At 39.5% G+C, this 16,116-nt stretch carries 3 protein-coding genes; all 3 read left to right on the top strand.

Annotated elements, in window-relative coordinates; genetic code table 11:
* The first annotated feature begins 157 nt into the window (after positions 1 to 157).
* A complete protein-coding gene (locus tag DUT69_RS11390) occupies positions 158 to 1,204 on the top strand; it encodes an AraC family transcriptional regulator (protein ID WP_113653336.1) in 1,047 nt (348 codons plus the stop codon).
* A 311-nt stretch (positions 1,205 to 1,515) separates the two neighbouring features.
* A complete protein-coding gene (locus tag DUT69_RS11385; RefSeq protein ID WP_162796296.1) occupies positions 1,516 to 2,313 on the top strand; it encodes a helix-turn-helix domain-containing protein in 798 nt (265 codons plus the stop codon).
* Between the two features lie 472 nt (positions 2,314 to 2,785).
* A complete protein-coding gene (locus DUT69_RS11380; RefSeq protein ID WP_113653334.1) occupies positions 2,786 to 16,081 on the top strand; it encodes a DUF7507 domain-containing protein in 13,296 nt (4,431 codons plus the stop codon).
* Positions 16,082 to 16,116 lie beyond the last annotated feature (35 nt).

Genomic DNA, 16,116 nt, shown 5'->3' with positions numbered 1-16,116 from the left:
GGTTAAATTTTAAAAATGCTTTAATATTTTTTTTATATTTGCCAAAGCACTTGAAACCGAACAAAGGCCTCTAATAGCTCTCTAATGCCATTTTTTGCTCGATTTGTTTGCGCATAATATTTACGGCATTATCATCCCAAAGGTTAAGTAATAAGCAATGTTTTTATTTGTTTCTCGGCGAGCTTCCGGAATTTTATCCCAACAGTTTTATTCAAAATTATTTTCACAGCCAACTCATTATTTAATCGCGATAACAGTATTATCCATTTTAAATTTTGCTTATCAATTAAACTACAACAGTTGGTCTATCGTTTTTGACGCCAATTTATGGAACCCTACTTGGCTATTGATGGGGCCAGTATTGTTATTGTTTCGCTACAGTAGAGAGGAGAAAGAGAATGGCTTTTCGGGTGCTATATTTCATCTATTTCCATTTTTGATTATGATGATGTTGTTTGCGGTTGCAAACTTACAAAACCTGATTTCCCAAGCTTTTGTATATGATTTTACTGATCTTTATCAAAAAACTTTCATTCTAGTTCCAATATCGCTATTTGGTTACGGTTTAGTAGCTTGTATGCCACTTAGGAAAAAGGCAACAGAATTAGTCTCCTTTGACGATCTACAACTTATAATCAGTGGATTTTATATACTTATTGCTGCGGTCTCGTTACTGATGTATATCTGTTGGGGATTTTTGAAAGTTGATATGGTAATCGACTATAGAATAATTATTTATGCATTGCTGTTATCGATGATAGCGGTAATTTTTTATCATTTATCTATACTAAAAAGACTGCCACAATCTACTGTAAGTGAGTCTGTTGAAGATGAAAGTACGCTAGTTTTAAGCTCAAAACAAATTGGCGATTATGAAAGTAAATTGAAAAAATATCTAATAGGCGAGCAAAAGTTCTTAAATCCAAATCTTTCTTTAGCTATACTTAGCGATAAATTGGAAATTCCAAAATATCACCTTTCGGTGCTTTTTAATCATCATTTAGGAAAGAGCTTTTATAGTTATTTAGCGGCTTTGCGTATTGATTATGCGCTATTAGAACTTGAGAAGGAAAATAATTACACGGTAGAATCACTTGCATATAAATGCGGTTTTAACTCTAAAACATCTTTTCATAAATATTTTAGAGATTACACCGGTTTAACTCCAATTGCTTATATCAATCAAAAAAGCAAGCTTGCATAGCGATTATTATGGCTAGTTTTCCGGTTTTAACCTATCTTTTGCTGGCTACTATTATTGTAACTTTTGTTAATTTCTATTTTTGGTTTAGAGCCGATAAACAAAAGGCCTTTAATTGGCTTATATTTTTTTTAAATATTTATCTCTTTATACATGCTGTTTTTGTTTTTACAGTAAGGCATTTTTTTACGGAAAATATTTATTTTAATACTGTTGCGCCGTTTGTGTTGGTTTACGGACCGCTTCTATATATAGCTATAGCCCTAATTAGGCGAAACACAATTTCAAAAAAGACAGTGTACACGCACCTAGCAATGCCCATTATTATTTGGCTTGCCTGCATCGTTTTAATTGTTTTTTATGGAGAGGGGCAGGTTTACTATTGGCAGTATAATATCATCCTTGCCATTCTTACACCCATCTCGCTTATTGGCTATGCTGCTTTTGGGGTGAAGTCTATTTTGTCAACAGACTCAAGTTTGAAACGTTACAAGTTAATGGTAATGCCCGCTACACTACTACTCATATTCATGAGTTTAATTAGCATAATTGTTCCGATATATGGCGAAAAGCTTTTGCGTAATGCTGAAGCCACGGATATAATTTCTATGATGATTTATTCGCTGATGTTTGCAACGTCTGTTTTAATTTTCAAATATAAAACGTCAATTATTTTCAATGAAGATGATGTTCACAAGACGAGCTCTCTAGAAACCGAAAAACCTTTAGTTTCTGATACTAAATACGAACGTTCTACTTTAACTTTAGCACAACTTGAACTATATCAACAGAAATTAACTGATTTTACGACTAAAAACCAACCATATTTAGATGCTACTTTGTCACTTGCAAAGTTGGCTAAAATGCTGAGAATGCCTAGTCACCATTTAACACAAGTTTTGAGTACAAGGCTTAACCAAAGCTTTTACACCTACATTAATGGATTTAGAATTGAGCACGCTATAAAATTATTAGCAGAAGACACTGAGTTAAGCATGACTGAGGTAGCTATGGTAAGTGGATTTAGTTCAAAAGTTTCTTTTTACAGGCAGTTTAAAAATTTTAAAGGCTGTACACCTGCAGTTTATAAAAGTCAATTTTTCGAAAAATAATTTCATTGAAATTTTTAATGATTGTGCTTCATAATCTAAAATGATGTTTAAACAACGTTATCTGCTATAAGGAAGCGATAAAAACTGCATTTTTGAATCATATTCTGAAAACACGCTTGGTAACACTACAGCGGCGTGAACTCCTTGCCGCTTGATTGCAACTCTTTTTTGTTTTGATTAATAGAGATTTGCGCCCAATCAAAAATCCCTATTTGTGTTTATCATGTTGCAACCTTGCAAACGGAACTTGATTAATTCAGGTTCGAAATTAATATTGGCAAAGCCGATGTTTTTTCTCATTTCCGCATGGCGGAATGACTTCCATTTTTCTTTTCGAGCAAATGCTGATTACGGAATTTTAAAGATTCTGAATTCAATAAAGCTGCACAATCGAACACCCGATTTACGGTTATCAAATTCTTAAACGAACTATCAGTACTAATATTATTCAAATACGAAAAAAAGCACATTTATGTTTAAACTGCTACGTTATTTTCTACCATTAGTTTTTATTTTCATCACTGGCGAAATTTATGCGCAAAACTGTACCATTAATGCGGGTATAGATCAAACAATCTGTCCCGGTACCCCTTTTGTTTTAAGAGGCACTAGTAGCAGTAGCGGAAATTTAACTTTGCAAAGTGTACCCGTATGGACGCAAATTGCAGGACCGGCAGTTACGGTGTCGCCTACAACAAACTCAGGTTCTAATGCTACCGCTACGGTAAGTAATTTCACCACAAATGTTCAATACACATTTCGTTTAACGGCAAAATGTCAAGATGGATCTACCGTTTTTCAAGATGTAAAGTACATTGTGTCTGATGTAAGCACAGCCACCGCTGGTTCCGACCAAACTGTATGCCCGGGCACATTTACTTTTCAAGGTTCTGCTTTAAAGACTGGAGAAACTGGAAGGTGGACTCGAATAAGTGGCTCAACGAACATGCCTTTGCCGGCGAACACCGCTACTCCTAATCCTAGTATAACTATTCCCACTTCTGCAAGCGTAATTAGCGCAACTTACAGATGGACAGTTACCAAAGGAGAATGTAGCACCTTTGCGGATGTGACATTAAGAAATTTGGGTGCACAGCCAATAAGCGCAGGACCTGATAGATTAGATTTAGCTTGTTACAATGTAAGTACTTCGACTACACTGGGCGGCTCGTTCGCAGCAAATGATCCCACTAGTGGTCAAAAAGGAACTTGGACTTTTGTAAGTGGCCCAACAGTCCCTGTTATTTCAAGTCCAAATGCCCACAATTCTAGCGTGTCAAATTTACGTGAGGGAACTTACACGTTGAGATGGACGGTTCAGGGACCATGTATAAATGGCTCTGATGAAATGCAAATTACTGTTAAACCAGCTACACAAAATATAACTCAAGCAGGAGGAAGAAATGATATCTATTGCGACGGGAGAACATCTGTTGTATTAACGGCACCTCGACCATCTTACACAGGGGAGACAGGAACATGGACCAAAATATCTGGCGCTGGAACACAGGTAATCCAAAACCCGACATCGAATGTAACAGTTGTGACAGGTTTAGTCCCTACAGAAGGCACTAACTATCAGTTTAGATATACGATTAATAATCCTAATACAGATTGTACAAGTATTGGTACTTACAATGTAAGTTTTAGCGCACCACCAACCTTAAATATTACCACAGCGAGTCCTTATTTTGCACCTTGTGGTGACGTAGCTGCTGCGATCAGTTATAATTTTGCCGGAGCTACAAATATAAGTTACGCTCTAATGAGTGCACCGGTAGGTTCCGCTTTACAAACTCAATTAGGCGGTTTAGGCGTATACTCAAATGCGCCAAGTTCTGGATCTAGCCTTACTGGCTTAAACAGAATAGGAACCTACGTTTTTCGTTATCGTGCAAGTACCAATAATACTACTGGTGGCTGTGATGACGTATACAAAGAGATTAGCGTAGTGATTTCGAACAATGCTACCACGTCTAATGCCGGAACTAGACAGGTATTAGCATGTAATGTGGTTACAACATCGCTTGCAGGTAATACACCTGCTACTGGTATAGGTACTTGGAGTCAGGTAAAAGGACCAAATACTGCCACATTTAACAATATTAATAGTCCAACGGCAGTGATTAGTGATCTTGTTAGCGGTGTCTACACCTTTAGATGGATTATATCTGGTGGAGATGGAGGCTGTACCAATACGCAACAAGATGTAGATGTAGTAGTATCTGCAGTAGTACCCGTTACTGCAGCTGCAGGTAACGCTAAGCAAACTTGTTATGGCACACCGGTAGCATTAGATGGAAGTGCTACTTTAGATAATGAAACCGGTACATGGACAGTAAGAAAACAGGGAAATATTGCTTCTGAAGTAACTTTCTCGAATATAAATGATCCTAAGGCTACTGCAAACGGGCTTCTGGCAAATACAGCGTATGTATTTAGATGGACTGTAGCCAATTCGTGTAACAGTAATTTTAGTGAGGTAACAATTACTACTACTGCTACAATGGGACCAAAACAAGCAACCGCAGGTCCAGATCAGTGTTTAGCAAGCAACATAAGTAGTTTTACACTGGCTGGTAATCAGCCTGCGGCTGGAGAAACCGGTTCTTGGATAAAAGTTTCCGGTCCTGCCAGTGGAAATATTACCAACTCAACTTTATACAACACCACCGTAACGGGAGCAGCAAATGGAACTTATGTTTTTGAATGGAGACTTAGCAATGGCCCATGTACGGAAACCACAGATCAAGTTCAAATTACAATTTCAGCAGCACCTACAACTGCAAATGCCGGACCGGATCAAAATATTTGTGGTAATACAGTTAGCCTAGCAGGAAACCAGCCAACTGTTGGTCAAGGAATTTGGACACAAACTGAAGGTGCAGGTGGTGTTACAATTACAGATCCCACGCTTCGCAACACAACAGTTAGTGGATTAAAACAAGGCAGATATAAATTTATTTGGACTATCACAAACGGCGCTTGTGTACCAACTACCAATTTCGATGAAGTAGTAATTAATGTATCTACTCCTCCTGAAGCTGCAGACGCTGGACCAGACCAAACCTTATGTAACCAAAATAGCACTACACTGGCTGCTAATGTAATTACTACAGGTATGGGTAGATGGGCAGCGGTTAGCGGACCAACGATTCCGACTTTCGCTAATATTAGCAATCCAGCTACGGTTGTTAGTGGTTTAACTTATGGAACTTATGTGTTGGAGTGGATTAGCAGCGGTGGTTTATATTGTGCACCAAGCACAGATCGTATGACCATTACTGTTACACAAAATGCTAATGCTGGTAATAATCAAACCCTTTGCGACGTAACTAGCATTGCCTTAAACGGTAACGCGAACAGCACAGGAACTTGGGCCCAAGTTAGTGGACCCATTGGTTCTACGATTACTCCAACTGAGAAAAATGGAGCAATTGTTACTGGTCTAACTACGGGAATTTATGTGTTTAGTTATACCATTGACGCAATCGGAAGTTGTCCAGCTACAAGTGCAAATGTAACTTATAACATTTCCGCTCCTCCAACAATAGCTAATGCGGGCGCAGATCAAAATATATGTGAGACAACCGGAGTAATTGCACCGATTCAGTTGAATGGAAATACGCCAACTGAAGGTAACGGCGTTTGGACAGTATTAGAAGGTCCATCCGGATATAGCCATACTTTTTCAAATTCAACACAAGGCAATACCACATTTACACCAACTATTCAAGGAACCTACTTTTTACAATGGCGTATTACTAATGGTAACTGTTCTGGCGCAAGTGCAAGTAGCGACTTAGTAAGGATTATAGTTTCTTTTCCACCAACGCCTTCAAATGCAGGTGCAAATCAAACTAACCAATGTTCTGGTAGTGTTAACTTGGCAGGAAATAATCCAACAAGCGGTTTGGGAACTTGGACTCAACTAAGCGGGCCAAATACTGCAACGATTAGCCAACCAAATTCACCAGCGACAGCAGTGTTAAATACTATTCCAGGAACCTACGTATTCACTTGGACGATTAGAAATGGTAGCGTTTGTTCTCCAAGTGCAAGTAATGTACAGGTAATAGTTACATCTAGCCCTCCAAAACTAGCAAACGCAGGTTCAGATTTTAGCGCATGTACAACTTCTGTGGGTGGAACAGGTACAGCTACGTTAGTCGGTAACCAGCCATCAGGAACTGAAACAGGTTTATGGACGGTATTCGCACAACCTAGTGGCGCAGCCCCAACTTTTACCAATGCATCACTTTATAATACAACCATTAATGGTCTTAGACAAGGTACTTATACTTTACGTTGGACATTAAACAACGGCAGTTGTTCATCATTCGATGATGTAGTGATTACGGTTGGAGATCCGCCATCACAAGCAACAATTACTTCGGGCAATCAAAGCGTTTGTTTATATCAAGCGGTTAATTTAATGGCTTCAGCAGTAACATCAGGTACTGGTACATGGAGTACATTAAGTAAACCTGCAAATACTGGAAATCCAATATTCGATAACGTAAACGGAACTTCAACAGGAGTTTTCGGTTTAGAGGTAGGTACTTATACATTTACTTTCACTACAAGAACTACTGCCACTTGTTCGCCAAGTGTAGCTACGGCAGTTGAAGTAGTGGTAAGTGCGCCACCAACGCCAGCAATTTCTGGTAGTGATAAAATTACCTGTTTTAATACACCTATTGCATTAACTGGAAATACGCCAACTTCAGGTACAGGAATTTGGACGGTAACAAGTGGACAAGCCGCTACTGACTACGAATTTTCTGCTCCTACTTCACCAACCTCAACTTTTACTGGAAAAGTAGCAGGTGTATTTACCGTAACTTGGACTATAAGTACTGGATCTGGAAGTTGTAGTTCTGCATCAAGCAGTAGAGTTACTGTTCAGCCAGAGTTATTGGGTAACCAAATTACTACAACTAATGCAACACTATGTTCTGGAAGCAGACCAGCTACAATAGCAATTAGTGCACCAACCGGAGGAGCGGGTGCCGGAAGCTATGCTTATCAATGGCAAACTTCTACCAATGGCACAACGTATACAAATGTAGCAACTACAGCTGCTTATCAACCGCCTACATTAACAAACACGGGTAATACAACTATCGTAAATTATTACAGACGTTTGGTAACATCTGGTAATTGTGCCGTGTCTACGAGTAACGTAGTTACATTTACTGTCGATCCTGCTTTAGGCAATAACACAGTTACCGCGGCAAATACAAATATTTGCTTTAGCGGCGCAACTGGTATAATTACTGGTAGCGCGGTAAGCGGCGGAACAGGAACCTATACTTATCAATGGGAACTGTCAACAGATGGGGGTACAACTTTTAACAGCATCCTTAATGCAACGGAAGTTAATTACGATCCTGGGGTATTAACCAATGCAGGGAACACCATTTTAACTTATCGCTACAGAAGAATTGTTACTTCGGGCGCTAGTTGTACAAATACAAGTAATGTGGCAACTATTACGATTAACCCAAGGCCAACATTAACTAGCTCAAACACAGCTACCACTTGTAGCAATAATTTATTTACTTACACACCAATATCGTTAGTAACAGGAACTACCTTTACTTGGACTAGGGCGGTGGCTGCCGGTATCAACAATACGACGGCTGGAGGAGTTGGCGTAATTAACGAAACTTTAATCAACACCACTACTGCACCTGTAAATGTAGTATATGTATATACGTTAACGGCTAATGGATGCCAAAACCCAACTACTTATAGTGTAACGGTAACGGTAAATCCTAGTCCGAGAGGGTTGAACGAAAGCCTAACTATTGCAGATTGTACTGGCAATTTTACTTATAACCTACAAACCAACATCAACAAAACTACTTCAATTCCATCAAATTTTACTTGGGCAATTGTGCCAAATGCAAATGTTTCTGGAATAGGAACCGGAACAGGTAGTGGCACAATAATCAATGGTGCGTTATTTAACAATACCAGCGTTCCGCAACAAGTAATTTATACTATTACGCCAACAGCAACCTCTGTCGGTTCTTGCACGGGCCAACCATTTACGCTAACAGTAAATGTTCCAGTTTGCCCGGGTATGACTATTACAAAAACAACCACTAGAACAACTCCGGTAACCGCGGCTGGAAATACAATTCCTTATACAATCGTGGTAACAAATACTGGCAATGCTAGCCAAAACAATGTGGTGGTTAGAGATCCGTTTTTAAGTACAAGTCCTTTAGTCGTATCTTCTAGAATTGGAAATAACGACAATGTTTTAGAAAGAGGCGAGAGTTGGACTTATACAGGTACGTATGTAGTAACCCAAGCCGATATAGATAACAACGGTAAACCCCAGATAAACAGTGGACAGCTTGTTAACACTGCAAGCGTAACTTCGACCGAACTTCCGGCTACGCAAACTTCTTCAACTACCGTGAATATTTTAGCGACAAGCTCTTACTCCGTTGCTAAAAACAGTTCGGTAACCGCCATTACAACTGCTGGTCAAGTGGTGCCATATGATATTGTGGTAACGAATACTGGTAATACAGCCATCAGTAATATTGTTGTAAGCGACCCAATGTTAACGAATATCATTTTATTTAGTGGCGATACAAACGCAAATCAAAAACTAGATCAAGGAGAGGTTTGGACTTACCGTGGTAGTCATACCGTATTACAGGCCGATTTGGATGCCAATAAAAATAGTTTAGCCACTACTGCAGGAACTATCAGAAACGTAGTAAGCGTTACTGGTAAAAAACCTAATGGAGATCCTGTGTACCTTACGCCAATTACAGCCGAAAAAATAATTGCAATTAATGCCGTAGGTTCCATCGGAGTAATAAAGAATAGTATCATTCCTTCTGTTGTTAAAGCAGGCCAAGTGATACCATACACTATTACAATTGCTAATACAGGCAAGGTTGCGGTTTCTAATATTTCAATTGCCGATCCTTTAATACCGATGGCGGCGCTATCACTTTACAGTGGCGACATCGCACCAGCCAATGGTAAATTGGATGTTAACGAAACTTGGACCTATCGTGGAGATTATACCGTTACTCAAGCTGATATTGATAACAATGGTAACGGTAGTCCAGTACTTCGCAATGGATTTTTAAGAAACACAGCTACAGTTACCGGACTGTATTCAAATGGTAACGTAGCTAGTGCCAACTCTAATGTGTTCGATATTCCAATTAATACATTCAGCGCTTATTCTATACAAAAAACAGCTAATCGCACTCAAATTACTGTTGCAGGACAAGTGGTAACTTATACAATTTCGGTAAAAAATACTGGAGACGCAGCATTGTCAAATATTGTGGTTACCGATCCAATGTTTACTGTATTAGGCGCTAGACAAGGAGATTTAAACAACAACAATAGGTTGGATCTTAATGAAACTTGGACTTATACACAAAATTATACTGTAACCCAAGCAATTCTAGATGCTAACGGTAACAATGTGGCTTCTCATCCAGGTATGCTGAGTAATACAGCTAGCGTTCGTGCTACTAATACAGCTGGAGCTGTAATGCCAGCGCAAACAAGTACATTATTAATCCCTTTAAATACTACTTCTTCATTCACTATAACCAAAACAGCAAATCAAACACAGATTACTGCGGCAGGGCAGGTAGTAACTTACACCTTAACGGTTAAGAATACTGGTACAAATGCAGTAAGATCTGTAGGGGTTACAGACCCGATGTTAAGTAGCATATCTGGGCCAACTGGAGATGCCGCACCAACGAGCATATTAGATTTAAACGAAACTTGGACCTACACCGGATCTTACACAGTTAAACAAAGTGATTTAGATAACAACGGCAACATCACTCCAAACGGACAGTTGAGCAATACGGTTAACGTAACAGCCAATAAGCCAGATGGCAGTAGTGCAGGTTCTGCAAGCGCTGTGTTAAATATTCCACTAAACCCATCAGCTAGTTTTAGCATAGCTAAATCAAGTAATGGAGTTACAAGCGTGAACAAAGCTGGAGATTTAATTCCTTACACTGCTACTATCAGAAACACAGGTGCAGTTGCTGTACAGTCGCTTATTATTAGCGATCCGATGGTAAACTTGGTTTACACCAATGGTGATGCAAATGCTAACGGTAAATTAGATTTAACTGAAGTTTGGATTTACTCTGGTACTTACAGCGTAACACAGGCCGATATTGATAATAACGGAAATGGCACAGCAGGAAAACTGATTAACGAAGTTAGCGCAACTGCAAGAACAATTAATGGAACTTTACTACCGGCGGTAAAAGCAACTAACACAGTTGATATTTTAGCTACTGCGGCTTATGCCATTTCAAAAGCTAGTCCTATGGTAAATATTACCAAGGCAGGTCAAGCTGTTCCATATATTATTACGGTAACTAATAAAGGTACGGTAGCGATAGAAAATGTACGTGTTACAGATCCGTTGTTAAGCGCAACGCCTTTGGTACTTACAACTGGCGACGCCAATTTAGATGGTAAGTTAGATGTGAACGAGACTTGGAACTACATCGGTACCTACACGGTAACGCAAAGTATGATTGACAGTCGCGGTAATGGTATTACTCTAGATAGACTTGTAAACACAGCTACCATTAACGGTAATTCCCCGAACGGCGCAATGTCACCTTTAAACAGTAACACAGTTTCTATTCCAATTATTCCTGTAAATGCGTTTGCTGTAGCAAAAACAAGTGCAACAATAAACATTACAGCACCAGGTCAAGTTGTGCCTTACACCATAACCGTAATAAATACTGGCGATGCTGCACTTTCGAACATTGTTGTAAACGATTCTATGTTGGCAAATGGCGCATTAACATTAACCACCGGCGACACTAACAATAATAGTAAATTAGATGTTGGCGAAACTTGGAACTATGTATATAATTACACTGTTACCCAGGCAGACATAGATCAAAACGGTAACACAGCTTTAAAAGGTGTGTTGAGCAATACGGCAACGGTTAGTGCAAACACTGCGGGCGGTACAGCTTTAACAAACCTAACTGCCACCAAGATAATCCCACTAAGCAGTAGCTCTTCATTTACGGTAGATAAATCGTCAGATAGAGCTTCCATTACCAAAGCTGGTGACGTAGTGAATTATACTATTACAGTAACCAATACTGGTAATACTTCAATTAATAATGTTGCGGTAATAGATCCGTTATTGGGCAACAGTACAAATACAGTAAATGGCGGTGATTTAAATGCAAATAACATTTTAGACGTTGCCGAAGTATGGACTTACAAAGGTTCATACACGGTTACTCAAGCCGACATTGACAACAATGGAAATTCATTAGCTGGAAGCAATATATCGTCATTAGGTAACCTAATTAATATTGCAACAGTTACAGGAAATAAGCCAGATGGTTCAACAGCCGGAACTGTAAGTGCAACCAATTTGGTTCCAATACAGCCAGTTGCCTCATTTGTTTTAACCAAAACGAGTGATGTAACACAGGTGAGCAAACTTGGCGATCAGGTAGTATATACCGTAACCGCAAAAAACACCGGTGCTGTTGCAATCAACACACTTATCATTAACGATCCGATGTTAAATCTTGGCTACCTCAGTGGAGATCTAAATGGTAATGGTAAACTTGATGTTAACGAAACTTGGACTTACAGAGGTGCTTACACCGTAAAACAGAGTGATATAGATAACAACGGTAACGGAATTACATTAGGAAAGCTTGTAAATCGCGTAACTGCAAACGGTAGGAAACCAGATGGTTCTTCAATTCCAGAAGTAGATGCGAACCATTCTTTAGATGTGAATTTTGTTGCAACCATGAATGTTCAAAAAACAACATCAACCAAACAAATTACTAAAGCAGGTCAGGTAGTAGATTATACCATTACTGTTGCCAATACAGGTAACGTAGCTATTGCTGATGTTGTTCTTAACGATCCATTATTACCATCAACCACCTTGTATAGCGGAGATGTAAATGGTAATGATATACTGGATGTAAGGGAAACATGGACTTACAATGGAAGTTATACTGTTACGCAAGGCGATATAGATGTACATGGTAAGCCAATAGCCAACTCTGGTAACTTGATAAATACGGCTAGCGTTGCAGGTAAATTGCCTAGCGGAACTGCTATCAACGGAACCAGTAACACCGTAACTATTCCAATCGAAGCAAATATCGCTTATAGTTTAACTAAGGAAAGTGCTACAACTGCTATACTTAATGCAGGTCAGCAAGTGCCTTACACCATCACAGTTAAAAACATCGGCGATGCCGGAATTAGCGACATTGTATTGAATGACCCAATGGTTAATCTAACTTTAAGCAGTGGCGATGTAAATACAAATGCAAAACTTGATGTAAACGAAACTTGGATTTACAATGGGGTTTATACCGTAACGCAAAGCGATATTGATAACAACGGAAACACTACATTAAGAGGAGTGTTGAGTAACACAGTTACCTTATCGGGTAAAAAGCCTAACGGAACAGCATTGCCAAGCATAACAGCTAGTAAAGTTATCCCGTTAAATACCACAAGTTTATTTACAGTTACAAAAACTGCTGATAGACCTTCGGTACAAAAAGCTGGAGATATTATTAACTACGCAATAACAATTAACAATACCGGCGTAACAGCAATTAGCAATTTAAAAGTTGATGATCCGTTGTTGGGTGGAATAATAGTTGTGCCAAGCCAAGGCGATGTTAACTCAAATAACAAACTCGATGTTGGCGAAACATGGACGTATCGCGGTGCTTACACCGTAACTCAAGCAGACATGGACAGAAACGGCAATTTGTTAGCTGGCCAATCTACTGCAAACGGACGTATTATAAACGTTGTAAATGTTAGTGGCGAAAAGCCAGATGCAACAACAGCCGGATCAATCACTTCGGTTAACGAAGTGCCAATTGCTCCAATTGCAACTTTCAGCTTAACAAAAACTGCCGATGTAACTCGCGTTAGCAAATTAGGCGATAAGATTACTTATACTGTTGTAGCTAAAAATACGGGTACGGTTGCCATTAGCACGTTTACAGTTACAGATCCGATGATGCCTTTAGGTACTCCGGTAGGTGATGTAAATAACAATGCTAAGTTGGATGTTAACGAAACTTGGACTTACAAAGGCGTGTATACCGTTAGCCAATCTGATATTGATAATAACGGAAATGGAATTATTGCTGGTAAATTGGTAAATACAGTAAACGCAGGTGGAAGAAGACCTGACGGAACCGCACTTACACCAGTTGTTACTATCGCCAATGTAGATGTACAGCCAGTTTCTACTGTCCGTTTAACAAAGGCAAGTGCTACTACGGCAATCAACGTTGCTGGCCAACAGGTGCCGTACACAATAACGTTGGTTAATACGGGTACCGTAGCAGTTTCTGACGTGGCAGTTGCCGATCCAATGTTGGCAAACCTTACATTCTCTAATGGTGATGTAAATGCAAATAACAAACTTGATGTTAACGAAACTTGGACTTATGTAGGTTCTTACACTGTTACGCAAGGCGACATCGATAATCAAGGTAATACATCTGCAAAAGGAAGCTTAATTAATACGGCTACAGCAAATGGTAAAAATCCTAACGGAACTGCTATTGCTACCATAAGCAGTACAAAAACAATTCCTGTACAGCAAACTATCAGCTTAAACTTTACAAAAGTAGTAACTGGGCAGGTAGGCTACATTGCTGGCCAAACGGTTACTTACGAGATTAAAGTAACCAATAGCGGTAATACTACCATGAGAAACATTGTAGTTAGCGATGCTAATGCGACCATAACTAGCGGTTCGCCAATTGCACAGCTAAACCCAGGTCAGGTAGCAACAATTACCGCTGTTCATACCCTAACTCAACCAGATGTTGACGCAGGAAAAGTAATTAACCAGGCAACCTTAACAGCAGTTGACGCCAACGGAGTTAATGTTAACCAAAGGTCAGATGATCCATCTACAGCTGCGGTTCAAGATGCAACGGTAACACAAATAGTTTCTCCGGGAAGTATTAGCTTAGTTAAAACAGCTTTACTGAGTGGCGATGGAAATACCATTACCTACAACTTTACAGTTAAAAATAGTGGTATTGTAACTTTAAGCGACGTGGTGATTAGCGATACCAAAATTAGAAACGCAATTACAGTAAATCCATCGGTATTGCCTCCTGGTGCAACTGGTACCGCTACCGCAACTTACACGATAACGGCTATAGAAAAAGCGGCAGAACAAGTAACCAACACAGCAATCGTTACAGCTACTAGTCCTAATGGATTTAAAGTTAATGACGTTTCTGGAACAACCGAGAATAATAACGAACCAACATTAGTTATTCTTCCTAAAATTACCGGTGCTAAATCAGTAGCTGATGCTAATGGAAATGGCATCATTGAAGAAGGAGAGGTTTTAACTTATACCATCACTATCAGCAATAACGGAAATGTAAATCGTACAGGCGTTAGCGCAAGCGATCAGCTTCCGGCAAATATGACGTATGTAAATGGTAGCGCAAGCAATGGTGGCGTATTAACTGCAGGAGTGGTTGAATGGAGTAACTTAACTATTCCGGCTAATGGAAGTCTTGCAGTTAACTTCAAAGCAACTGTTAATAATAACTTGCCACTTGGCTTAACTAGGATAACAAATATGGCTAGCATCAGCAATCCAGCTGAGCCAGCAACACCAGTTCTGGTAGAAACAAGCATGCCAACAGCAGGTAAGCTAGAAAGCACCAAAACTGTAAATGATGCTAAAGGTAATAAAGATGCTATTGCACAAGCAAATGAGACATTAACTTATCACATTGTGTTAAAAAATAGTGGCGGAAGCGTGTTGAGAGGAATAAGGGTTAGCGATATGCTACCTACCGGATTAACCTATCTTACCGGCACAGCAAGCAATGGCGGAGTTTACACGCAAACTGGTAACGTTTTAAACTGGACTTTAGATTTAGCACCAGGTGTTAGTGCAGATTTAGTATTCGATGCGAAAGTGGTTGATGATGTAAATGCAATACCATCGTTAAGAAACGTTGCAAATATTGTTAGTCCAACTGGGCAAACATTAACGCCAGAGATTATCATGGCTACAGATCCTTCTGCAGATTTGGTAATTACAAAAGAGCTTATTGCAACTGCTCCGGTAAGAACAGGCGATAGAATTGCTTATAAAATTACGGTTGCTAACGCTGGTCAGAACAAGGCTACAGGAGTATCGGTAAGCGATATTCTTCCGGGTTCGCTTGATGCACCTTACGATATTGTAGTTACTAAAGGTACATCAGCATTTGTAGCAAACAGTAAAACTTTAACTTGGACAATCGGTGACCTTGCTTTGAACGAACTGGTTACGGCAACCTTTAAAACTAGAGTGGTAGCTACCGGTAGTTTGGTAAACACTGCAACGGTTAAAGCAGATCAGCCAGATCCTATAGCCAACAGCAATACTGCATCTTCTGCAGGTTCGCCAATTGGTGGTAACGATTTGTTTATACCAAACTTGTTTACGCCAAACGGCGATGGCAATAATGACCGTTTCGAAATCCGCGGATTGGATCAATTCCCAGACAACGAACTTGTGATAGTGAATAGATGGGGTAACGAAGTTTTCAGAGCTAAAAACTACCAAAACAACTGGACAGGAGAAGGATTAAACGAGGGTACTTACTACTATTTGTTAAAGGCTAAAAACAATGCCGATACCGAATACAGAGTACTTAAAGGTTGGGTTACATTAATCAGAGCATTTAAAAAATAGTAGAACATTTCGGAAGGTTGATTAACCTAATCGCC

The sequence above is a fragment of the Pedobacter namyangjuensis genome, from assembly GCF_003313325.1.
Lineage (GTDB): Bacteria > Bacteroidota > Bacteroidia > Sphingobacteriales > Sphingobacteriaceae > Pedobacter > Pedobacter namyangjuensis.
This window is presented reverse-complemented; position numbering and strand designations above follow the sequence as displayed.

Coding starts and splice junctions, on each gene's coding strand:
- DUT69_RS11390 (WP_113653336.1), top strand. CDS start 158: ATGTTTTTATTTGTTTCTCGGCGAGCTTCCGGAATTTTATCCCAACAG.
- DUT69_RS11385 (WP_162796296.1), top strand. CDS start 1,516: ATGCCCATTATTATTTGGCTTGCCTGCATCGTTTTAATTGTTTTTTAT.
- DUT69_RS11380 (WP_113653334.1), top strand. CDS start 2,786: ATGTTTAAACTGCTACGTTATTTTCTACCATTAGTTTTTATTTTCATC.